General features: G+C 64.8%; 22 protein-coding genes. 4 read left to right on the top strand and 18 right to left on the bottom strand.

Annotated elements, in window-relative coordinates; genetic code table 11:
- Nucleotides 1-81: 81 nt before the first annotated feature.
- From KYG_RS19175 to KYG_RS19155, 5 genes are all read right to left on the bottom strand, one after another.
- Complete coding sequence (locus KYG_RS19175) at nucleotides 82-1,971, bottom strand: cyclic nucleotide-binding and patatin-like phospholipase domain-containing protein (RefSeq protein WP_008906586.1); 1,890 nt, start codon at nucleotides 1,969-1,971, stop codon at nucleotides 82-84.
- Nucleotides 1,972-2,184: 213 nt separating this feature from the next.
- Entirely contained in the window at nucleotides 2,185-2,712 is a 528-nt protein-coding gene (locus KYG_RS19170) for a CinA family protein (protein ID WP_034695413.1), read from the bottom strand.
- Entirely contained in the window at nucleotides 2,712-3,245 is a 534-nt protein-coding gene (locus tag KYG_RS19165; protein ID WP_008906584.1) for a phosphatidylglycerophosphatase A, read from the bottom strand. Before KYG_RS19165 ends, KYG_RS19170 begins: the two co-directional genes overlap by 1 nt.
- Nucleotides 3,246-3,267: 22 nt before the next feature.
- On the bottom strand, nucleotides 3,268-3,744 hold the full coding sequence (locus KYG_RS19160) for a universal stress protein (RefSeq protein ID WP_008906583.1): 477 nt from the start codon (nucleotides 3,742-3,744) through the stop codon (nucleotides 3,268-3,270).
- An 88-nt stretch (nucleotides 3,745-3,832) separates the two neighbouring features.
- On the bottom strand, nucleotides 3,833-5,485 hold the full coding sequence (locus KYG_RS19155) for a DUF4139 domain-containing protein (protein ID WP_008906582.1): 1,653 nt from the start codon (nucleotides 5,483-5,485) through the stop codon (nucleotides 3,833-3,835).
- Between the two features lie 226 nt (nucleotides 5,486-5,711).
- On the opposite strand from KYG_RS19155, the gene KYG_RS19150 reads away from it, so the two are divergent.
- Together KYG_RS19150 and KYG_RS19145 are read left to right on the top strand one after the other, a co-directional pair.
- The gene (locus KYG_RS19150; protein ID WP_008906581.1) at nucleotides 5,712-6,410 is read left to right on the top strand and encodes a hypothetical protein; all 699 of its coding nucleotides are present in this window, start codon (nucleotides 5,712-5,714) and stop codon (nucleotides 6,408-6,410) included.
- Between the two features lie 17 nt (nucleotides 6,411-6,427).
- Nucleotides 6,428-6,898: a hypothetical protein gene (locus KYG_RS19145; RefSeq protein WP_008906580.1), complete on the top strand. Its 471-nt coding sequence runs from the start codon at nucleotides 6,428-6,430 to the stop codon at nucleotides 6,896-6,898.
- Nucleotides 6,899-7,053: 155 nt separating this feature from the next.
- On the opposite strand, the gene KYG_RS19140 is transcribed toward KYG_RS19145, so the two are convergent.
- The 7 genes from KYG_RS19140 to apaG form a co-directional block, all read right to left on the bottom strand.
- Entirely contained in the window at nucleotides 7,054-7,617 is a 564-nt protein-coding gene (locus KYG_RS19140) for an RNA polymerase sigma factor (RefSeq protein ID WP_008906579.1), read from the bottom strand.
- Complete coding sequence (locus KYG_RS19135; RefSeq protein WP_008906578.1) at nucleotides 7,614-7,817, bottom strand: DUF2892 domain-containing protein; 204 nt, start codon at nucleotides 7,815-7,817, stop codon at nucleotides 7,614-7,616. Before KYG_RS19135 ends, KYG_RS19140 begins: the two co-directional genes overlap by 4 nt.
- 134 nt (nucleotides 7,818-7,951) lie before the next feature.
- On the bottom strand, nucleotides 7,952-8,926 hold the full coding sequence (gene thiL / locus KYG_RS19130) for a thiamine-phosphate kinase (protein ID WP_008906577.1): 975 nt from the start codon (nucleotides 8,924-8,926) through the stop codon (nucleotides 7,952-7,954).
- Between the two features lie 157 nt (nucleotides 8,927-9,083).
- The gene (locus KYG_RS19125; RefSeq protein WP_008906576.1) at nucleotides 9,084-10,205 is read right to left on the bottom strand and encodes a YbdK family carboxylate-amine ligase; all 1,122 of its coding nucleotides are present in this window, start codon (nucleotides 10,203-10,205) and stop codon (nucleotides 9,084-9,086) included.
- The gene (locus KYG_RS19120; protein WP_008906575.1) at nucleotides 10,195-11,454 is read right to left on the bottom strand and encodes a cation:proton antiporter; all 1,260 of its coding nucleotides are present in this window, start codon (nucleotides 11,452-11,454) and stop codon (nucleotides 10,195-10,197) included. The genes KYG_RS19125 and KYG_RS19120 overlap by 11 nt, the downstream gene beginning before the upstream one ends.
- 173 nt (nucleotides 11,455-11,627) lie before the next feature.
- On the bottom strand, nucleotides 11,628-13,625 hold the full coding sequence (locus KYG_RS19115) for a site-specific recombinase (protein ID WP_008906574.1): 1,998 nt from the start codon (nucleotides 13,623-13,625) through the stop codon (nucleotides 11,628-11,630).
- The gene (gene apaG / locus KYG_RS19110) at nucleotides 13,622-14,029 is read right to left on the bottom strand and encodes a Co2+/Mg2+ efflux protein ApaG (protein WP_008906573.1); all 408 of its coding nucleotides are present in this window, start codon (nucleotides 14,027-14,029) and stop codon (nucleotides 13,622-13,624) included. The genes KYG_RS19115 and apaG overlap by 4 nt, the downstream gene beginning before the upstream one ends.
- Nucleotides 14,030-14,117: 88 nt before the next feature.
- On the opposite strand from apaG, the gene rpe reads away from it, so the two are divergent.
- Complete coding sequence (gene rpe / locus KYG_RS19105; RefSeq protein ID WP_008906572.1) at nucleotides 14,118-14,801, top strand: ribulose-phosphate 3-epimerase; 684 nt, start codon at nucleotides 14,118-14,120, stop codon at nucleotides 14,799-14,801.
- A 77-nt stretch (nucleotides 14,802-14,878) separates the two neighbouring features.
- Here the strand turns inward: rpe and KYG_RS19100 are convergent, their stop codons facing one another.
- From KYG_RS19100 to KYG_RS25290, 6 genes are read right to left on the bottom strand one after another with little or no spacing between them, the layout of a single operon-like run.
- Complete coding sequence (locus KYG_RS19100) at nucleotides 14,879-17,926, bottom strand: pilus assembly protein (RefSeq protein ID WP_160165355.1); 3,048 nt, start codon at nucleotides 17,924-17,926, stop codon at nucleotides 14,879-14,881.
- A 16-nt stretch (nucleotides 17,927-17,942) separates the two neighbouring features.
- Nucleotides 17,943-18,524, bottom strand: a complete 582-nt coding sequence (locus tag KYG_RS19095; protein ID WP_008906570.1) for a PilX N-terminal domain-containing pilus assembly protein — start codon at nucleotides 18,522-18,524, stop codon at nucleotides 17,943-17,945.
- Nucleotides 18,521-19,630, bottom strand: a complete 1,110-nt coding sequence (locus KYG_RS19090; protein WP_085942622.1) for a PilW family protein — start codon at nucleotides 19,628-19,630, stop codon at nucleotides 18,521-18,523. The genes KYG_RS19095 and KYG_RS19090 overlap by 4 nt, the downstream gene beginning before the upstream one ends.
- The gene (gene pilV / locus KYG_RS19085; RefSeq protein ID WP_008906568.1) at nucleotides 19,627-20,178 is read right to left on the bottom strand and encodes a type IV pilus modification protein PilV; all 552 of its coding nucleotides are present in this window, start codon (nucleotides 20,176-20,178) and stop codon (nucleotides 19,627-19,629) included. The genes KYG_RS19090 and pilV overlap by 4 nt, the downstream gene beginning before the upstream one ends.
- Nucleotides 20,166-20,666 (bottom strand): GspH/FimT family pseudopilin, encoded by a 501-nt coding sequence (locus KYG_RS19080; protein ID WP_008906567.1) that lies wholly within the window; start codon nucleotides 20,664-20,666, stop codon nucleotides 20,166-20,168. Before KYG_RS19080 ends, pilV begins: the two co-directional genes overlap by 13 nt.
- A gap of 13 nt (nucleotides 20,667-20,679) precedes the next feature.
- Entirely contained in the window at nucleotides 20,680-21,069 is a 390-nt protein-coding gene (locus KYG_RS25290) for a type IV pilin protein (RefSeq protein ID WP_008906566.1), read from the bottom strand.
- A 245-nt stretch (nucleotides 21,070-21,314) separates the two neighbouring features.
- On the opposite strand from KYG_RS25290, the gene KYG_RS19070 reads away from it, so the two are divergent.
- Nucleotides 21,315-22,175 carry a DUF6502 family protein gene (locus tag KYG_RS19070; protein WP_034695410.1) on the top strand — a complete coding sequence of 287 codons (861 nt, stop codon included), beginning with the start codon at nucleotides 21,315-21,317 and terminating at the stop codon, nucleotides 22,173-22,175.
- The last annotated feature ends 119 nt before the right edge of the window (nucleotides 22,176-22,294 follow it).

The following is a 22,294-nucleotide window of genomic DNA, read 5'->3' as shown; positions in this document are numbered from 1 at the left end:
GGGTGTCCCTCTCTCGTTTCCTCGGGGCGCCCATGCTACACCGGCCCCTCCGCCGGCACCGTCCGTGCGTCGGCCCGGTGCTCAGGCCTCCCGCAGCCCGCCGATGCGCCGATGCTTGATGTCATCCAGGCCGTCCAGCACCTGGATGCCATGTGCATACCCCTGCTGCACGATCTGCTCGAAGCGGTTCCACTGCAGCATGCCCACGCGGTCCATGGGGGGGGTGAAGTACAGGTCGGTGAGCTGTTGCGACTGGCGCTGGCGCGACATGCTGTACAGGATGGTGACCTGCATGAGGTAGCTGGCGAGCGAGGGCAGCTTGTAGTGGCGCTGGGCGCGCGGGCGCAGCTTGTCGCGCAGCAGGGCCCAGCTGGTGGGGATGTCGTCCAGCTCGATGCGGCGCGGCTTGCGGAAGTTCAGGTCCACGCCGATCACCGTGCCCACGCCGCGCATGCTGCTGCGCATCACGTCCACCGGAAAGTTGTTGAACGTACCACCGTCGCACAGCAGGTCGCCCTCGTGCACCACGGGCGGCAATGCACCGGGGATGGAGATGCTGGCCAGCAGCGACTTCACCAGGCTGCCACGGCGCACCACCTGTTCGCTGGCGCGCGAGTAGTTGGTGGCCACGCAGTAGTAGTTCTTCCACAGGTCTTCCACCTGGGCCGGGAAGCCCACCAGGCTCCCCACGGCCTCGTGCAGGATGTGGCGCAGTCGGCGGCCCTTGATGAGCGACATCAGCGGCAGCAGGTTGAAGTCTCCCGTGGGGTTGGTGCGAAACGCCTCGCGGGCGTTGGCCATCACCGTCGCCAGCGGCCGGTCGGATGCCACATACGCGGCCATGACCGATCCGATGCTGGTGCCACCCACGCAGTCGATCTCCACGCCTTCTTCCTGCAATGCGCGGTAGATGCCCAGGTGCGCAAAGCCGCGCGCACCGCCGCCCGCCAGCACCAGGCCCACGGCGGTGCGGCTCTGGATGCGGGCCAGGCGCGCCATGTCGCGGTCGAGGGTGGGGCGCACATGCACATGGTCGGCCACGGGGCGGCGGTCCAGCCATTGCTGGGTGCCACGCGGGCACTGCGTGCCTTGGGGGTGCAGCAGCACCAGGATCTCGGCGGCCTCGGCCAGGGGCGCGCGGCGCATGAGACAGTGTTCCTCGATGGGGTGGATCGCGGGTTCGGCCTGCGCGTCGGCCAGCAGCAGCAACTCGTCGCAGTGGCGGCTCACGCGCCGCGTCCAGGGGGTGGGCTCGGGGTCGGCCAGCAGCAGCACAAAGTCGTTGCGGGCCTCAATCTCGTCGAGCAGCATGGCGATGCGCCGGTTGGCCGTGGCGTCGGCGCCTTCGCGCTGGGCAATGCCGGGCTCTTGCAGCTCTGCGTCCACGGTGGCGGAGTCGACCACACGCACGCGGCCGATGGTGCCCAGCTGGCGCGCCAGGCTCTGGCCAACGCCCTGCAGGTCCACGCCGCTGCTCACGGGCAGCAGGCCCATGGCCACGGGCCGCTCCTGTGCGGCCGTGTGGGCGGCGGTGCCCGTTTGCAGGCGCTGGATGATCTGGCGCGTGAGGGCAATCGACACCTGGGCGCTGCTGGCCAGCAGGGTCTTGAACACGTCCTTGGTCAGGCGCACTAGCACCGAGTCGCGCACGGCGACCACGGTGGCCGCGCGGGGCGCATCGGTGAACAGGCTGATCTCGCCAATCACCTGGCCCCGGCCCATATCGGCCACACGGCGCTGCGGGCCGCTGCTGCCGTCATCGCTGCGCACATAGGCACGCAGGCGGCCGCTCACGGTGAGGTACATCGACTCGCCGGGCTCCCCCTGCGCCATCAGGGTGCCGCCGCCGGGCATTTCCACCCATTCGAGTTGGCCGCGCAGCAGCTCCAGCGCCTCGGGCTCGATGCCTGGCAGAAAGTTGCGCAGGTGCTCGGTGAGGAGTTGGTTCTGGGTGGCGGTAAAAGGGGGCATGGTCGCGCAATAGGTCGGGCTGGAAGGGGCGCTGCAACGGCCGAGGGCCGGCATTCACAGCGTGCGAAGCGGCGGATTCTAGGAACACGTTCAACGCCGTGCGCGCTGCCGCTGACCCTGCCGCCGGGGTGAGCGTGAACAATTGCACAGGCAGCCTTGGCGATTTGCGGGCGGGCACCTGGCCACAGCCAGACCGCTGCGGGGCGGGGCGGCTCAGCCCAGCAAAAAAGCCAGCAGCCGCTGCAACGCATACCGCACGGTGGCGGCCCGGATGGTGGCGCGGTCGCCCGGGAAGTGCTGCATTTCGCTGTGGGTTTCGCCATTCACGCACCAGGCGAACCACACCGTGCCCACGGGCTTGGCGTCGCTGCCGCCCAGGGGCCCCGCGACGCCGGTCACGGCCAGGCTGACCTGGGCCTGCGAATGCAGGAGTGCCCCATCGGCCATGGCGCGGGCCACGGCCTCGCTCACGGCGCCTTCCTGTTCAATGAGCGCTGCGGGCACGCCCAGCATGTCGGCCTTGGCGGCGTTGGAGTAGGTGACAAAGCCGCGCTCAAACCAGGTGCTGGCGCCGGGCAGGTCGGTGCAGGCCGCGGCGATCATGCCGCCCGTGCAGCTTTCGGCGGTGGCCAGCATGTGGCCTTGCTGGATCAGCCGCAGGGAAATTTGAGTCAGATTGGCCTCTAGCGCTTGTGCATCAAGCGCGAGTAGCTCACTTTTTGATAGTGAAGTGACCGTCATCAAAACCTCCACAGTGCCACGACCAGCAGCGTGCAGAAGGCTGCCACAAAGTCGTCCCACAAGATGCCCCAGCCGCCGCGCCAGCCAAAGCCCTTGAACAGGCCGTCGGCCCAGCCCACGGGGCCGGGCTTGGCGGCATCGAAGATGCGGAACAGGGCGAACACCGCGAGCTGGCCCGAGAAACCCATGGGCATGGCCAGCCACAGCACCAGCCAGAAGGCCACCACCTCGTCCCACACGATGCTGCCGGGGTCGGCCACCCGCATGTGGCGGGCGGTGGTGGTGCAGGCCCACCAGCCCACCACTGTGCTTGCCGCAATCAGCAGGCCCATCTGCAGGGGCGACAGCCACTGCTGCAGCGCGAGGTAGCTCAGCCAGGCCCACAGTGTGCCCACGGTGCCCGGCGCGATGCGCGACATGCCCGCGCCAAAGCCCAGGGCAATGAAGTGGGCCGGGTGCGCCAGCAGAAAGCGCACGTTGGGGCGCAGGGGGGGCAGTGCCGCGGGTTCGGGCGGTTGGGGCAGGGGCATCATGGGAGAGAGGGCGCGGCGTGGGTCAGGTGCCGGCGCGCGGGGCGGCGGGCTCGGGGGTGCGCACCAGCAGCACCGGCACGGACGCGGTGCGGGCGATCTGCTCGGCATCGCTGCCCATCAGCACGCGCGCGAGGCCACGGCGCCCGTGGGTGCCCAGCACGATCAGGTCAGCGCCCCAGGCCCGTGCGTGGTCCACCACGATCTGTGCGACGCGGGCGTCCAGGTTCTCGATGAGCACCGTGTCCACGGGCACGCCGCGCTCTGCCACCTGTGCCCGGGCCTGCTGCAACAGTGCCTCGCCCGCTTGCTGCAGGCGCGGCAGTACTTCATTGCGGTACACCTCGGGCCGCTCGAAGCCGCTGATGTGGGCGACGGGGTCCATCACGTTCAGCAGGCGGATGCGGCCGCCTGTGGCATGCGCCAGGGCCGTGGCCTGGGAGATGGCGTGGCCGGATGTAGGGCTGCCGTCAACGGCAACAAGAATGTGCTGGTAGCTCATGGCGGGTGGGGCTCCTGCCCCAGAACCGGGGCAGGGGGATTGTGACCGAGCGGCGGGGGCCCTGGCGCGGCGCCGCGGGCCTTCGGCTTCACTGGCGCTCCAGCAGCTCGATGTCTTTGGGGTAGCGGATGGTGTGCTCGGCACTGAACCGGGCCGTGGCCCCCGCAGCCAGGCTCTGCTGCCAGGCTACGGTGCCGGGGCTGCGGTTCCAGGCTGTGTCGGTGGGCTGGGGCTGGTAGCGGGATTCAACCTCGATCTTCTCGTTGCGCGACACCGGCGCGGCGTGCAGCACCTGCAGCGTGATCCCGGTTTTGTGGCGGTTGTCCACGCTGTAGGCGCGGCGTGTGGTGCGTTCGGTGCGTGCGCCGGTGAACCCCGCGCTGCCCGTCAGGTCCTGCACCGGCTCTGTGCGCACGGTCACCAGCTCATCGCGGCCAAACGAGAGGCTGCTGCTGCCCGCCGGGGCGCCCGCGCTGGGCGTGCCGAAGTCGATGCGGCCGTTGCCGACGAACGCGCCGTCACGGTACAGCCCCGCCGGCCCGGCGGGCCACACGCCGGGCGGCTGCGCAATCTGGGCCACCAGGTAGGCGGCCTCTTCCACGGCCGGAGCGGTGCGGGTGATCAGCGTGGCAGGGGCCGTGTGGTTGCCCAGCGCCAGCGTCACGCGCTGGCCGCTGGACGGCACGGTGATGCGCTGCGGCACGGAAAACTCGGTGGCAAAGCCCTTGTCGAGCGTGCCCACGTCGAAGGTGGGCATTGACTCCTGCTCCGCCGCGCCGCGTGTGCGCGCCAGGGTGGATGGCGCGGGGGCCATGGCCATCGCAGGTGCGGGCGCGGCCACGGGCTGCGGGGGCGGGGCCACATCCAGCGTCCAGGCGCGCGGCAGGCGGCCTGCAGTGGTGCGCCCGGGCTGGCCGGTGGAAAGCGTGAGCTGCACGCTCGACCAGTCCTCGCCGCTGTTTTGCGCCACCAGTGCCTGCCGCTCGATCAGCAGGGTGGACTTTTCTGCGTCCAGCGTGGCGCGGTAGCTGGGCTGCCAGCCGGGGCCGCGCACCTGGTAGGACACGCGCAGCTCGGCCTCACGCTCGGCAGCCAGGTTAATGGTGACCGACACCACCCGTGCGCGCTGGCTGGCCACGCGGTCACGCTCGGCCACCAGGGGCTTCAAGGCCAGCTCCAGCGCCTCCTGCTTGCGCGCCAGCTGGTGCGCACGCGCAAAGCTCTCGTGGCCCGACTTGCGCAGCACGTCGGCGGTGGCCGTGATCTGTGCGGGTGCGGGGCTGGCCGTGCGGGGGGTGGTGGCGGTTTCTTCGCCCGGGCCCGCCTGGGCCACGCTGCGCAGGTAGCCCTGCACCAGCTGCAGCGCCGAGGCCTCGGCCTTCACGCCGGCAATCTGGTCTTCCAGCTCGCGGATGCGACCGTCCAGCGGGCTGGCGCAGGCGCTCACCACATCGCGGTCTTCGGTCAGCACGTTGAACTCGCCCACGCGCACGGCAGGGTCGGCGTTGATCTGCAGGCTTTGCGCATCCAGCGACGCGGGCAGGCAGGCCAGCGTGAGGCTGCGTGCGCCCGCAGGCACCCGGGCCACGCGCTCCACCGTGGCACTGCCGGGGTAGACGGTAACGCGGGCAATGCGCGAGGTGTCCTGGGCGTGGGCGGGCCATGCGGCCAGAAGAAGCAGCGCGAGGCAGGCAAGCGCCGGGCAGGGCGGCGCGGCAGAGGGGGCAGGGGTGGCGGTCAAGAGCGGCTCCTGGGTGCGCAGAGAGGCATGGATGCTAGCAGCCGACCAACGCGCTGGCGCTGCGTGCAGCGCCGACAGCCTGCGGAGGCGGGCCCCGCCCCCAACGTCTTGTAACCATTTCCTGGCGGCAAATGCGCGGTGGCGCGGGCCACAGCGTTTAAAAAAGCCGCCGCGGGCAGCGATCCCGCTCACCCCCTACGGCCCACCAATATTTGGGAGACAACGCGTGCAGGACACCGATGACAAAAGTGCCTTTGATTCCGCCATCCGGGCGCTGGAGTTCGAGATTGCCAATGCCGGCACCCACCTGACGATCGACGCCACCGCGCGGCAGGCCTATTCCCGGCAGATTCAGGCGATGGCGAACGAGTTGCGCGGCCAGGTCACCAGTGGCCGCATGACCTGGGCGCAAGCCGCACAGCAGGCACAGGAGACGCGCAACGTCATCATGGAAGTCATTCGCGGCCGCAGCACCCCGGTGGGCCGCGCGATGGCCGAGCGGCTCAAGCGCGAAGGCAAGTCGCTCAACGAGCTGATCGCGCGCAAGACGCAGCAGTTGTACGGTGTCTCCGCGGACTTCAACCGCCTGTCGCCCACCCAGCAGAACGCGGTGTATGCCGAGATCGTGCGGTCCGCCGGCACGTCCAACCCGCGGGTCACCGCCACCATGCGCAACCTCTCGCGCGCGGGGCGGGGGCTGCTGGTGGTGTCCATCGCCTTGTCGGTGTACTCCGTGGCCAGCGCAGAAGACAAGGCCGGCGCTGCACGCCGCGAACTGGCGGTGACGGGCGCGGGCATTGGCGGCGGCATCGCGGGTGGCGCGCTGGCGGGCCTGGCCTGTGGCCCCGGTGCGCCCGTGTGCGTCACCGTGGGGGCGTTTGTGGGCGGGGCGCTGGCCGCGTTTGGCGTGGACTTTTTCTGGTGACCGGGAGAGGCTCCGTCATGCAAATCCTCTCATCCACAGATGTGTCTCTGGCACGCATCCCGAATCGCCCGGACGGTGCAGAACCTGTCAGTGAAATTCTGCGCAATGACCAGGCCACGGGCCGCCAGGTGGCTGGCGCGGTGCTGGAAGCCGCGGCGCAGTGGCAGTCGTTCATGCTGCTGTTCACTACCGATGACACGCCGTTTGAGGAGCTCCTTCACATCCACCTGCTGGACGCCCAGCTGAACCTGCTGGACTCCGCAACGGTGGGCGGCATGTATTCCACCGGGTCTTTTTCGTTGCTCGATGCCGCCGAGCCGGACACCGTGCGGTTTCGCTTTATTGGCGGTACCGACTGGAGCGTGCAGGTGCTGCCCGAGCCGGGCTTTCGCGTGCCGCTGCTTTCAGAACCCACCGGGGTGAGCCGGCCCCTGGGGTTCTCGCGCCACTTCGTTGTGCGTGGCCAGCCGCAGCCCGAGCGTGCTTAGCGCGTGCCGAGAGCACCAGGGGCGCCCCGCCGCCAGAAAGCCGTACACCGCCTGAATCCTGAGGCGGGTTCGGATTTCGCGGTGCCTGGCTGTGATGCGCCATGGTCAATTCAAGCCAAAAAGGCGTCTAACGCTTGCCTGATAAGCGCTGGCAGCTATCGTTTTTGATCAGGTTGTTCGGCATCGGGATAGGTGGGCTGCACAAGATACTCCCGCACCAGGCAACGCGCCCGGTGCAACCGGCTCTTGGCCGCCTCGCGCGTGGTGCCCAGGCGTTCGCTCATCTCCTCAATCGTCAGCTCCTCAAAATCGCGCAGCAGGAGCGCCTCCCTGTACAGCGGCGGCAACGAATCGATGGCCAGGGCCAGGTCGTGGCGCAGTTCGTGGTCGGGCCGGTGTGACCAGGCCAGGGCGTCTTCCACCTGCGCCAGTGGCTCGCTCTTGAGCCAGGCCAGCGCCGGGCGCATGCACAGCCGCTGCACGATGCGCACCACCCAGCCGCCAAAAGCCGCCAGCTCGCGCAATGCGCCCACGCGGCGGTACACGATGATGAGGGCTTCCTGCACCACGTCGTCGGTGGCTGCGGTGGCCGCGCAGTGGCGCAGCGCATAGCGGCGGATGTCGGGGCGGGTCAGGCGCAGCAGCTGTTCCATCGCCGTGGCATCGCCGTTGCGCGCGGCGGGCAGCAGCTGGGCCACGGTGGCCGGGGCGTGGGTCATTTCAGGGGCTTTCGGCCCACCATGGCGCAGGCGGGGCAGTAACCAAAGACGCCAGTCACGATGCCCACCGCACCTGATGCTGCCAGAACGAGGCCGATCGGTGTGACGCCCAGCCATGCCAGGCTGACGGCGATGAGGGCCAGCCCGGCGACGATGCGGACCAGGCTTTCGGGGCGGGTGATGTTTTTGCGGTACAGCATGGTGAACAAGCTCCTGAGGTGGATGGATGAGGCGCCAACACAGGCGCCACATCCACCAAGAGCGGCGGGTTTCGCAAAAGGATTCATGCTTTGCAAAAAAAGTCGCTGCGAAGCCCGCCAGTCCCTGCTGCCCGCTATCGAAAATGATCAAACGATGCGTAGCGGTTGTCCACCGGCTGGCCCTGCGCGTCCACCAGCTGCAGGCCGCGCTCGGCCAGCACGGTGCCGATGCGGGTGACTGGCGTGCCGCTGGTGCGGGATGCGGCGGCCACCGCGTCACGTTGCGCGGGCGGTGCGGTGAAGGCCAACTCGTAGTCGTCGCCACCCGCCAGGGTGCATTGGCGGATGAATTCAGGATCAAATTGGGTTCTAGCGCTTTCTGGATAAGCGCTGACAGCTATTAAATTTGAAGTGCTGTGGGTGTCGATCTGCGCGCCCACCCCGGACGCCTTGAGGATGTGCGACAGGTCGCCCAGCAGGCCGTCGCTCAGATCCATCGCGCTGCTGGCCACGCCGCGCAGGGCCAGGCCCAGGGCCACGCGCGGGGTGGGGCGCTCCAGCCGCTGGCGTGCGCGGGCCAGCAGATCGGGAGGCAGGGTGATGTGGCCCAGCAGGGCTTCCAGCGCCAGCCGCGCATCGCCCAGCGTGCTGCTCACATAGATGTCATCGCCTGGCCGGGCGCCGCTGCGCAGCAGGGCCTGGCCGGTGGGCACCTCGCCCAGCACGGTGATGCAGATGTTGAGCGGGCCCTGCGTGGTGTCACCCCCTATGAGTTCGCAGCCATGGGCATCGGCCAGCGCCCACATGCCGCGCGCAAACCCGGCTAACCACGGTTCATCCACGCGCGGCAGCGACAAGGCCAGCGTGAACGCCAGCGGCCGTGCACCGCAGGCGGCCAGGTCCGACAGGTTCACGGCCAGCGCCTTGTGGCCCAGGGCTTCGGGGTCCACGTCGGCAAAGAAGTGGCGGCCTTCCACCAGCATGTCGCTGGAGATGGCCAGCTGCATGCCGGGCGTGGGCGCCAGCAGCGCGCAGTCGTCCCCCACGCCCAGGACGGCGCGGCGCACGGGGCGCGTGAAATGGCGTGCGATGAGGTCGAATTCACCCATGGGGCTGGATTGTCCGGTGGTTCAATGGCTGCGCGTCATGATGGCCTGCGCGGCTGGATACTGGCGTGCTTCAGGCCAGCGGCCGCCGTGCAAGGGCCGCCCCGCCGCACGGGCGGCGTCCCCCTGGGGGGGAAGCCGCGAAGCGGCTCAGGGGGGGTCAACTCATGCCGCGAAAGCGCTGCGCCGCCTGGCGGCTCACCTCGGCCAGCAGCTGCTCTTCGCTCTGGCGCTGGCGCAGCCAGCGCGCGTCGTTCTGGCCCGCTTCGACCTCGGTGCGCAGCATGTGCATGGCGCTGGATGCGCCCTGCACGGCGGCGTGCCCGGCGATCTTGTCCATGGTCTTGAGGATGTGTTCCCGCAGCGGCATGTGGTCGCCGGTGGCCGGGTCCACATACACCGCGTCCATGCCAAAGCGGCAGGCCTGGAAGCGGTTGTAGGTATAGACGAGGTAGTCGTCCTCCTCGGGCATGAAGGGCTGGTCGGCCAGAAACCACGCGCCCAGCGACTGCACGTAGCCCGCAAGGGCTGCGGCGCGTTCGATGGTGAGCGGGGTGTCGAACACACGGATCTCGATGGTGCCGAACTCGGGCTTGGGGCGGATGTCCCAGTAGAAGTCCTTCATGCTCTTGACCACGCCGGTGCGCGTCATCTTGTTGAAGTACGCCTCGAAGTCCTGCCAGGTGAGGGCCATGGGCGCACGGCCGGAGAGCGGGAAGGCAAACACGGAGTTGAGCCGCGCCGAGTCGAAGGCCGTGTCTTGCCCCTGCACGTAGGGGCTGGATGCCGACATTGCAATGAAATGCGGGATGTACCGGCTCATGCGGTGCAGCATGAGTAGCGCGGCGTCGGCGTCGGGGCAGCCGATGTGGACATGCTGGCCAAAGATGGTGAACTGCTTGGACAGGTAGCCGTACAGCTCGGACAGCTCGCGAAAGCGCGGCTTGTCGTAGATGCGCCGCTCATGCCACTGCTGGAAGGGGTGCGTGCCGCCGCCCACCACGGCGATGTTGAGCTTGTCGGCATTTTTCACCAGCGCATCGCGGATGGGCGTGAGCTGGCCCAGCACCTCGCTGGCCGAATGGCAGATGCCGGTGGAGATCTCGATCATGCTGTTCGTCATCTCGGGTACCACGCTGCCGGGCAGCGGGGTTTTCTTCATGAGGCGCAGCATGTCCTCGGCGTAGGGTGCCAGGTCGTAGTCGTTAGTGTTGACGAGCTGCAGCTCCAGCTCGACGCCCAGCGTCAGGGGTTCGGAATGGTTGAAGGCTTCAAGACTCACGGCTGTTCTCTCCGTTGTTGCCACGGGTCAGTGGCGCCCAGGGTTTGGAGCTTTCGCCCGCACGGTAAATGGCCACGGTGGCAATCACGGCCCCCAGCACTTCCATCAGCAAGATGGCGGGCAGCGCCACCCCGGCAATCACGTGGCCGGTGGAGGGCGAGGCCAGCACGAACTGCGAGGCAATCAGCAGCGCGATGGACGACATGGGTGTCATCGCACAGCCCACCCACAGGGCCTGCTTCCAGCTGGCGCCACTGCCCACGTTGCCCAGGGCCACGCCCGTGGCCTTGGCCACCAGGCGCACGGCAATCAGGGCCAGCACCACGCCGGCCACGGGGGCGCTCCAGTCGGCTTGCGCGGCCACGGTGGAGACCAGCACGAACATCAGCATGGTGAGCAGCGACGATGCATTGCCCAACTGGCGCGGCCAGGCCCAGGGGCGCGGGTTGAGCTGCTTGAGCAGCATGCCGCCCAGCAGCGCCGCCAGCGGCGCAGAGCCACCCATGTGCGCAGCCACCGCCGTGCCCGCAGCCACCAGCGCCAGAAAGAGCATGGAGGTGTTTTCGCTCGTGGGGCTCATGAAGCGCAGCGCCATGCGCAGCACCAGGGCCAAAACGGCCGCCACCACAATCGATACGCCCAGCACCACCATCACGGGGTACACCGTCTCCACCACCGTCAGGCTCTGGCGATTGATCAGCTCGGCCTTGGCGCTGCCCAGCGTGAGCGCATACAGCGTGGAAAGCGTGGTGAGCACAATGGCGCGCTCTGTGACCGGGCCGGCCGCGCGGGTGTCGGCGACCACGCGGGTGAGCACGGCGGGCGAAGCGGCCAGTGCCACCAGCGCCAGCGGGCCTGCCACCTGCGTGGGCAGGTCCAGCCACACCAGCACCCAGTACACGGCGAAGTAGGTCAGCGCCGATTCGGCAATGCTCTGCACCAGCACCATGGGGTTGTGGCGGAACCAGCGCAGCGGGATGCGGCCGCCGCACTCAAAAAGCACCAGGGCGATGCCCAGCTCCAGCAGGAACAGGCCGATGCCTTGCAAGGGCCACACGGCACCGCTGAAACCGGCCAGCCCGGCGGCGGTGCCCACCAGCGAGTAGCCCAGCACCTTGGGCAGCCCGGTGTGGCGTTGCGTGAGATAACCCACCATGGCGGCTACTGCGAGCAGCAGTGACCATTGCACCGTGGGCAACCCGGCCGAGGGGCGCAGCCACTGCGCCCAGAAGGTCAGGATTTCATTCATGTCTTGGGACCTCTGCGTCAGACGGGCCAGGCCCGTCGGGGTGAAGAAGCCAGGCGCGGGCCGCCCCCGCGGGGAGGGCGTTGTACCTGGCGGTGCCTGAATTTACAGGCGGAAACAAACGTTCACTGTAGGACATGGGCGGCGCTTGCTTGCTGGGGCCTGAGCGCCTTGTGTCAGGCGGCGGTACGGCGCTCTGGCATGAAGAAACTCAGGGGTGACGAACGCATGCGCGCACGGATGGCTGCGTAGATCCGGGAGCGGTCTACGCCGCTGACGTTCTGTGCGCGCAGGGCCAGCCGGAATGCCAGATAAAAACTTACCGAAACATTCAGCGCACCCATCAAGGGCAGCGCGGCCGCCGCCCACCAGAAGGCAGGCAGGTGCAACACCTCCAGGCCCAGTGCCGCGCTTGCCGCGCCCACCTGGCCCGTGGACAGTGTGACATGGCGTACATCCAGGCCCAACCCGAAAAACCCTGCAAACGCTGGTACCAGGCCCAGCATGAAGCCCAGCGAGATGTTGGCTGCAAAGCCCGAGAGGTTCTCGCGCAAGAACCGCGCCCAGCGCGCCGCACGCTCCTGGCCCAGCAGGCCGGTGATGCGCGGGTTGTAGTGCATGGCCGAATCCAGGCGGTAGAGCACGAACCAGTTTTCGGTCCAGCCCGCGATGATGCTGGACACGAACAACAGCACCCCCGTGAACCCCGCAAAAATGAGCGAAGGCCCCAGCAGGTGCTGCGACTCGAACACCTGCAGGGCCTGGGGTTCGCTGAGCGCAGGGCTGCCCACCACCAGCGCAAACAGCATGGCCAGCCCGATGACGGCCGGGAACACCACCAGCACATTGCCCAGCACGGCGGCCACCTGGGAGCGCACCAGGTGCGTGATCTCGTCAACGAAGGATTCGATCGCGCCGCTGGCGCCAAGCTCCTTGAGCTTGGCCGCCATGGCCGGTGCCGTCATGGCCGGCTGCTTGGTGGCCACCGTGAGGTGCAGCAGCTGTATCAGCACAAAGGTGGTGGCGTAGTTCACACCGGCCCAGAAGCCCCCCCAGAACGCGGAAAGCGCAAGGGCATACAGGCCGAACTTGATCATCGTCGTGAACGCCATCACCGCGCCGCCGCCCGCTGCCTTGCGGACCATGGCGCGGTATTCGGCGCCCGTACGGGTGATGTAGTGCTCGCCGGTTTCGGCGCTGCGCTCGGCCACCTTGGCCGCCAGCAGCGAGGAGTTGGATGCCACCAGGGCGCGCAGGCTGCGCCGCTCCTGCCCCACCATCACCAGATGTGCCATGAGCCGCGCGGCCGTGACGGCGGGCTTGGGTGACAGCAGGCACTCCAGCAGTTCGCGCACGCGCAGGATGCGCTCGCGCAGCTGCCGCAGGCGAAACACCAGGCCGACCGAGATCCCGTTCTCTTCAAAATGGGTGTAAACCGTGGTGGCGGCGGCTCGGCAGGCCTCCAGCCGTTCGCGCAGGCGCTGGGCAGCCTCGTTGAGCCGGTCGGGCGTGCGCAGCGCGTGCAGCACCTCCACGCGCAGGCTCTCCACGTCGCGGATCAGTGCATGAAAAGGCTGGGCGTCGCGGGCCGACTCGCTCATGCGCAGCCGCAGCTCGGGCGCAAAACCGGTGGAAAGGATCTGGCCGGCGCAGTAGGTGATGGCGTCCAGCAGGGCCTTGTGCCAGCGCGAGGGGCCGGGGGAGGCTTCGCCAGCCGTCCCTGACAGAAGGCCGACCAGGCGATTGAGCTGGGTTTCCTCCAGCGCGGCCAGCCACTGCGCATCGAACTCGCTGGGCAATGCCAGCATGAAGAGTTCGGATGCGTCGATGGTTTCCGGGCTGCCGGGCAGCAGTTTGTTGCGTACCCGCTCGGCCAGCTCGCTCACGAGGGCGGTGCGGGGCGCAAACCCGAAATCCGCCAGCAAGGTGGTGATGTCCACCTGGTCCACCAGTGTCGTCCACCACGCCTGAAGGCGCACCTGGATGTCAGGGCGGGATTGCACCGCGTCGAGAAACAGCTGCACGCGTCCCACGGCGGCCGGCACGGAATCTCGGCGCCCCCGCACCCATTCCAGCAGATGGATCAGCCACAGATGGCGGTGGGCAAGGTGTGCCTGCGGGTCCAGCGAGGACAGCAGGGTTTCCAGGTCGGTGCCCGCGGCTACGCGCCTCAATGCAGCACCCGACCGCTCAGTGGCTCTCCCGAGGGGCCGTGGTTCGTCGCCTCCAGCACAAAAAGAGGGACGGCGGTGTGAAAGGGCTCGCCGTCTTCCGTCACGCAATGGAAGGTGCCATGCATGGTGCCGCTGGCAGTGCGCAACCGGCATCCACTGGTGTATTGAAAGGATTCACCGGGTTTGAGCAGCGGCTGGTGGCCCACCACGCCCAGGCCCTTCACTTCTTCGGTGTGGCCCCTGGAGTCGCTGATGATCCAGTGGCGTGAAATCAGCTGCGCGGGCGATTCGCCGGTGTTGGTGATGGTGATGGTGTAGGCGAAGCTGTACACCCCCGTGTCCGGCGCAGACTGCTCGGGCAGGTATTCAGGCAGTACTTTCACGTCGAACTGGTACTTTGGCATGGGGCGAATGGTAACCGTGGAGATTTGCGCCCAGGGCGTGCCAGGGGGCTAAAACCCCAGACCGGCTGCGCTTTGAGACAATCGGGGGATGAGCCGCACATTCCGAATCGCCCCCTCCATCCTATCCGCCGACTTCGCCCGCCTGGGCGAGGAAGTGCGCAATGTCATTGCCGCCGGTGCCGACTGGATCCATTTCGACGTGATGGACAACCATTACGTGCCCAACCTCACCTTCGGACCCATGGTGTGCCAGGCGCTCAAGCCGCACGCCAAGACGCCCGCCGGCCTGGCCGTGCCGATCGACGTGCACCTGATGATCCAGCCCGTGGACGCGCTGGCTGCGGCCTTTGCCGAGGCGGGTGCCGACTACATCAGCTTCCACCCGGACGCCTCAGGCCATGTGCATCGCAGCATCCAGGCGATTCGCGCCAAGGGCGTCAAGCCCGGCCTGGTTTTCAATCCCGCCGAGCCGCTGGATGTGCTCGACTGGGTGATCGACGACATCGACCTCATTCTCATCATGAGCGTCAACCCGGGTTTTGGCGGCCAGAGCTTCATCGACTCGGCCCTGCGCAAGATCGAGGCCGTGCGCAAACGCATCGACGCCTGCGGCAAGGACATCCGCCTCGAAGTCGATGGCGGCATCAAGCAGGACAACATCCGCCGCGTGGCCGATGCCGGGGCCGACACCTTCGTGGCGGGCAGCGCGATTTTCGGCAAGCCCGACTACCGGGGTGTGATCGAAGCGATGCGGGGGCAGCTGGGCGCCTGACGGAGCCTCCCATTCTGTGCCTCCATGAAAAAGGGCCGACGATCCGTCGGCCCTTTTCCTTGGCATCCCACCCACGCTTAGCGGGCGTTCTCCTGGTACCAGTAACGGCGCTTGCGTGGCGTGCTCAGGGCGCCCGTGGACTTTCCAGTTTCAATGGCTGACTTCTTCGTGTTGGGTGCGCCAATGATGAAGTCTTTTTGTGTGGTCACCGATTCACTGCTGCCTTCTGGTGTGTAGGTGATTTCCACGAACCCCGCCACAGGGCTCGGAGGCAGGCCGCCGCCCTTCAACTCCTCGGAGTAAGGGGTGCGGCAGAACAGGGGTGCGGCATAACTCTTAGCCGTTCCAAGATCCGCGGTGCACGTTAGCTTCGGCTTGTCGGGAGGTGGATTGGGATTGTGCGTCCCGAAGTAGGTCACGCCTCGGAAGGTCGTCGCTGCGTTCACCACCTTTTCACCGGAGGCCAGATTGATATAGCAGCCCGCATCCATGTTTTCGGTTGTTCCCACCTTGCCCAGGGTAGTAATCGGGCTGCCTGGTGCGGGCGTTCCCTTTTCCATCCGGTCGTCGTACACCGTGAAGAAAGCATCTGAACTGACCTTCATCAACGGCTTTTCGCGATCGCCCGAGCCCACCAGGATGGCGGTGAATGACGGGGTGGGGACCACATCGGGCGCGAAGAAAAATTTGCGCTGGGCGCCTCCGCCCAGTTCGGCCAGCTTGTAGATGTCCCAGACACTTTTGTCGGTCGATGAACTGGTTTCGAAATCGATGCGGTAGATGTTGCCACCGGTGTCCACGGCGTAGGCGCGATCGGTATACCCATCCAGATCGGAGTCCATCAGGCCAACGTCGGCTGGAACGCTTCGGGTGGTATCGAAGCGTTTGATCAGTGTTCCATCGAAGGCGTCGAGCACGAAAACGGCGTTGCCCATCGTGGTGGTGCCCGGTGTGGCCAAGTCTTCTGCTGCAGCATCGTAGCCGCCGCCCATGACAAGTACAAATTTTGGTTGGATTTTCCCGTCCGTGCCGACGGCCCCCTTCAGCTTGGCCACACGTGGTTCAGACCAGGTCTGGCCCAGCTTGGCAAAGTCGGCTTCGGTGTGCGAACGACGCCACAGGTACTTGGGATCAGCAGGGTCGGTGACATCCAGTGCGTAGAGGAAACGGCCACCTCGGCGCATAGTGAAATAGAGATAGACTTTCACGCTCTTGCCAGTTGAGTCCACTTTTTGGTAGACGGAGATCGAGCCGTCAACGAAATAGTCCTTTAACAAAGGCGGCTTGGGATCTGCCGCGTTGATTGTGGTGGTGGATATGCGGACCTCGGGGCTGTTGTCCCGCAGGCGCTTGAGTTTGCCAAAGTGTTCCTCGGGAACGAAGCCCCACAGTTCCTGGCCTGCGCCGGTACCCGTTTTGTTGCCATTCACCGCACGCAGCAAACCGTCGTTGGCACCGTAGAAGACTACGATATTTGGGGCTTCTGCGGTACCGTAGTTGACCACTGCGGGGCGTGAGTGCAGCACATCCCCATGGACGCTGGGGCGAATGGTGGTAGGAGCGCCCGGGCCTTTTTCATCACCCGCGTTGTCCGTACCGCGTACCCAGCCGATGATCAGATCGCGTTCGGTGCTGTCCGCAGCAATCGTGGCCATGCTGCTGCTGTTGGCGGTAGAAAACTGCGCAGTGGATGAGCTGGCCAGTTTGGTGTTATTGGCGCAGCTGAGGCAGGTGTATATTTTCCGTGCGGACTGGCTTGTGGCGTAAGCCGTGCGAATTTGTTGCGCGGCACCGCCTTTTTCAACGACCTCCCCATCCGGTGAGTCCGATGGGTTGGGAGGGGTTCCCATTTCTTGGTTGGACCAGAAAGTGCTGGTTTCGGTCCAAAACGAAATGGCGGTAGGAGAAATAAATCCGGTGGCAGTATTGATCGCTGATTGAGGCTTGGCTGAGGAGTCTGCCAGAAATAGCGAATCATTGATGGCATCATAGCCAAACTGATATTGCTTGAGGTTGCCTCGCCAGCGGGGATTGGAGTCTCCATCGGGGCGGAACATGCCCATGAAAACCTGATTCAGATACGTGCCGCGTGAATTCACGCTGACAGGCAGGCTTGCGGAAGAGAAGACGCTATTCTGGGCCTGCAACTGGCTGAATATATTGCCTAGCGCGATTTCCAGTGTGAGAGAGTTTTTGGCTTCAAAAAAATCCCCACCCCCAGCATTCGCAATGCCTTTGAAAATAGTCGGATAACTGGCCTTGTCGCTCGCGGCCCCCGTGACCGCGATGGCAAAGGTGGTAGCGAGGGCCGATGTGGCAGAGCTGCTGCGGAGATTTCCATTGAGGAAGCGTGCGTATTCATCCGTCCAGTTGGCGGCGTCCTTGGGGTCTACACTGCCTGCAGGATAGGTGATGGGCGCGGTACTGCCGCCCGATGCGGCAAGCATGGCCTGCATGACTTCGTTTTTGATCTGATCGCCTTGCGGTGGGCCATTGGCGATCATGATGATGTAATTTTTTCCGCAATCCGACCCGAAGGGGAGGGCATATTTGCCGCCATTGAACGCATCACGGTCGTAGGGCAAGACGCCGACCCGTTGGCCCGAGAAGGGTGATTCTTGTGAAAAATACAGGCCGGCCTCATGCATGGCCAACGCATAGGAAGTGGGTGCCGGCGACTGGTTTTGATCCAGTTTCTTGATAAACGCCTTCAACGCGTCTTTGCCCGTGGTAGTGAGAGGGGTCAGTGCTTGTATGACACGCGCCCCTGTCTCTACATTGGTCTCATTGAAAACCATGAAACCGATATTGAAGGCTGCAGAGCCATCGTCATTGGTTTTGAGAGAGTGAATAACGTTGTACAGCGCACATTGCTCCATTCCACCTTTGGTTGGACCTTTGCTGGGCGCTCCACTGCCATCGACATAGACGCAATCATGCTTCAAGCTCGCATTCCAATTGGCAGAGCTATCGAGAACGAAAAGCACGTTCGAGACGGAGCCAGAGCCGGCGCTCGTGTAGACGTCAATGTCGCTGGTAAATTGCGAAAAAGCAGGAAACGACAGCGCAAGGCCTAACGTCAGAGTGGCCCATGAACGCATGCTGAATGAAGGAGTGTGTGACATAGTGCTGTCCTCGCTTTTATTTGGTGCAGTAAGTCGAAACTTCATTGCCGAAAACAATGACGGCCACGCCCTGGTTCACCGAGACTTGGGTTTGGGTGGCCGCGTCAGTGACTTCGGCGCGGACATTCCACTCGCTATTGGCGCAGCTCTCTGGATCCGTGCCCGTCACCGGGGCCTCGGAGTCGATGAACGTTCCGCCCGACCGGACGGGCGGCCTGCAGGGCGCCCAGATATCGGCCGTTGCCGCATTCTTGGGGGCGGCCGGAAGTTCGCTGGGCAGGATGGGTTTGGCGCGGTAGCAGACTGGGGCGGGTGTGATGGATGCCGTGTACTCCGGTGTTCCATCACCGTTCATGTCCACATTGATCGGTACCGCGGCGACGCCCAAGGGGTTTTTATGGAACTCTGGGGTGCTGATGGTGGACTCCACTGCCATCTGGGCAGCAGAGAGGCTTTCCTGAATGGCCTGGCTGTTGCCGACGATGCGCAAGTTGCTGCTGGAGCTGTTGAACGCGCTGATGGCAAAGAGGCTCATCAACACCAGAAAGATCAATGCCACCACCAAAGTGGCGCCACGTTGGGATGCGTTGGTTTTCATGATGAAGCCGCTGGAGCTGGTGGAGGCGTCTCACGTCGGCCAGCGACGTTGATGATGCGTACGGTGCTGGTGTAGACCCGGCGTTTGAAACCGCTGGTATCACCACTGGCGGTAGTGGAGGGGCCTAGTACATAGAACCTCCCCGTATCGTTGTAGCCCCTGGACGGCTCGGTTGTGCGTGACAACAGATGCACGCGTGCAGCGACGACATTGGCCCAGTCGTTATCGCGTGCGCCAACGACGCCACTGAGCTTATCCAGGAAAGTGTCCGGCACCCCTTTGCTGGCATGGGTGGCAGGGTCCGCATCGAGCGGGTCCGTGGTGTCGAATCCGTATTCGAGGACCATGTTCTCGATACCTTCGGCCAGGGGGACGGGCACCATCTGGTTGCCACGCAGCTCTGCCATTTTCAGTGTTGGTACGGTATCTACCCCGCATTCGTTGCAGCTGGCGATGTAGTAGATGCGTGAGATGTATTTGCGGGCTGAACTTGGTGTGGTGCAGTCCTTCTCTTTCAATATCAGTTCGTCGGGATCAGAGGATGCAATGAAAGGGGATGTGGCCGGATCGGCCAGACAACGAGAGGTCTGGACATACAAAACATTTTCTGTTTTTGTCGTGATGGCGGCGGGTGCAATGGTATCCGTGTCCAGTCTGTGCACCGCAAAAGCACGTGTGCCAGCCAGTCTGTTGGGCAGGCATGTGAGTGCCGATGCCTCGTCGTCGGACAGCCCCACAATCGGCGGCGGGACTTTGGGTGTGCTGGGAATCGTGGCGTCCCACCCGAGGGCGACGGCACCGCTGGTTGTGCAGAGGTTGGGGCTGGAGGTGGCCAGGCTGTCTGCGGGTACTTCGCCGTAGTAGCCGGCCAGCATCAGGTCATCGTGCAGCAGGTCCATCGCGTAGCGACCGTTCTCGATCTGGCGAATGCTCTTGTTCAGCTCGTTGCCAGACTGGCTGGTGTTGGCGAAAAGCAGGGACAGACCGGCGACCAGCACAAGACCAATCGCCATGCCCACCATGAGCTCGACCAGCGAAAATCCCCTCGCTCGGGCGGAAGCCCGGAGCAGAGACGCTTGGCGATAGGAGGTGGTTTTGAGTGTCATGGCGCAGCCGGAGGGGACAGGTTGGCGATCTGTACGACCACTGTGACAACGCGGCGCATGTCTTCGCTACTGAAGGCATCCTTACCGCAGGTATTGACGGGCGCCCCGCTGGCCTGGACGCCCTGCCAAGCCAGTGCAAGGAGGTACTGGTTGGTTGCGGGATTGGTGATGCAACCGCGCGCGTTGAGAACAGCACCGACCTGGGTGGATCCCTGCGTTTCGGAAGCACCCCGAATGAGCTTGGACCATTCGCAAAGGTCTTTTTGGGCGGTGGTTAGCGTAGAGCCGCTGCAGTTGCCGGGATCGGTGACGCCGATGTTGTTGCTCACGTAAGACAGCGCGTTGGCTCTGTTGAGGTTTATGCGCTCGGCCATGTCGTTGACCAAAATCAGAGCCTGCGAGCGCTGATAGCCCTCCAGGTTGGCGACGGTGGTCTTGGCCTGCAGGCCGACAAAACCCAGTACACCAAAGGCCACGATCAGCATGGCGATCAGCGCCTCGATCAGCGCCACACCTTGTTGGGTTGAGTGCTTTTTCATGTTGGACATGCCGCAGTTGAACTCTTGGGGCGACCGGAGGGGTCGAGGGAGATGCAGCGCTTGCGGGTGCCGCTGGAGTTGCTCAGGGAGAATCGCGCCACATCAGTGGTGTTGGAAACGCGTCCGTTGCGGTCGAAGGTGAGCTTGGCGAGGTTGGTCGGTGTCAGTTTCGGTGCCACACCCGAGCCCACCTTGTTTCTCTGGCTTAGAACTTCTGTGCCGACCGTCACGCTCCAGCCCTCCGCCCAGTCGGCCGATGCGGGGCTCAGGGTTACGGGCGCGGGGATGTTGCCGCGCTTGAGGGCCTCGTTCCGTGCCAGTGTCAGGTCTGCCATGAGGTCGAAAGCGGCAGCACGCATGCGCTGCGACTCCATGATCTCCCGGAAGGACGGCGCAGCGATGGACATCAACACGGCCAGCACTGCCACGGTGATCATCAATTCAATCAATGTGACGCCTCGGCTGGCCTGGCGTGCAAGTGGTGGTTGGGCGTGCATGGTGCGGCTCCTGCTACCAACACCCAGTGGCCGGGGTCTTGGCTCCGGTATTGTTCAGGGTCATCGCTCCGCACTTGTCTTTGCTTTGGCCAGACTTTGGGGTGGCCGTGACGGTAAATGAGGGAGGGGTGCTCGCAGGCGCAACCATGGTGATGGCGTAATGTGGGATCACCGACGTCGGGATGCTGACATTCAACTCGGCTGTGGAGGCAGCGTAGTTACGTACATCCAGCAACCGTTGTTGTTGGCGGGTGCCGATGTCCATCAGCAAAGATTGCGCTTCCGCGCGGCGAGATTTGCGAACCTGGTCCTGATAAGACGGGTATGCAATGGCCGCCAAGATGCTGACCACTGCCACGGTGATCATTAACTCGATGAGTGTGAAGCCAGCATTTCGCCGCATTTGAATCCTCCTGGGATGTGAAGGCTATGGGCCCGTCACTCCTATGTTTTGCAAAATGTACATGGGAAAAAATCACATATCAAGGAAGTGTAGTCCGAATAAAGACAAACGGCGCTTTTCGGTGGATGAGCGGAATTGCTCGAATTTTGGCGTTCGGGCAGCAGTGTTGCTTTTGTGTCCAATGGAAACAACAAGGGGTGCCACGTACGTAAAACCACGCACAATCCGCTCTTTTCCGAACTTTCATGCACGATCGTTTGTCCTGGACCCAGTCAGCCATTGCCCGGATACTGCGGCCAGCGGTACGGTTGGCGTTGGCCATGGGGCTCAAGCACGTGCAGTTAGAGGATGTGCTGCGCCAGCTGTTGCTAGAGGAGGCCCGTCACCTCTGGAATGCCAAGGGGGTAGGGCATCCCAACCTGAGTCAGCTATCCATGACAACGGGTCTGAACCGCAAGGAAGTCACGGCGCGGGTGCGTGAAACGCGCGATACCTTGCCGCATACGGAAGGTTCCGCTGTCACCAAGGCCTATACGGCGTGGTTGCAACTGGTCACTGATGATCCGGAGCGCCGTCGCTTGCCCATCATGGATTGCGGTGATGGCCCCTCATTTGAGTTGCTGGCCCGCTTGGCGGCGCGGGGTGATGTCCACCACCGGGCCGTTCTGGAGGAGCTGGTGCGCTTGGGCATGGTCGATCTACAAGGCGAATCGGTCGAACTTCGGGGTGATTCTTTTGTTCCGGTGGACAGCCTGCGCGACATGCTGGCCTTTGTGGGCGACAATGCCAGGGATCATTTACTGGCGGCGGTAGGCAACACCCTTGGTCGGGAGCCTCGCATGTTGGAGCGAGCCGTATTTGCAACAGGAATCCCGTTGCAGGAGTGTGAGCGGATACACCAGTTGACCCGGCAGCACTGGGATGCTGTGCATTACAAGCTGGTCCGGGAGATGACTCAGTCATACGAGCAGGCCGAGGGGTCGGGTACTGCCCGGATTCGGGTGGGTGTGTATACCTATTATGAAGATGAAGACGGGCGAATTTCGGTAGCAGCTCCTAAGACCGAGCGCCCCACTGCCGAGGCCCACCCACAGGAAAGATCATGAAAGTCTGGCTGTATTCCATCTTGTTATCCGCGATGTTGGGGCTGGCCGGCTGTGGGGGCGGGGGTGAGCCCGCAGCTGTCGTGCCTCCCGGGGGAGCGGGCGCCGATGCCGGGACAGGT

The sequence above is a fragment of the Acidovorax sp. NO-1 genome (assembly GCF_000238595.1).
In the GTDB taxonomy this organism is placed as follows: domain Bacteria; phylum Pseudomonadota; class Gammaproteobacteria; order Burkholderiales; family Burkholderiaceae_C; genus Acidovorax.
Note: the sequence above shows the minus strand (reverse complement) of the source record. Positions and strands in the feature narration are given on the sequence as shown.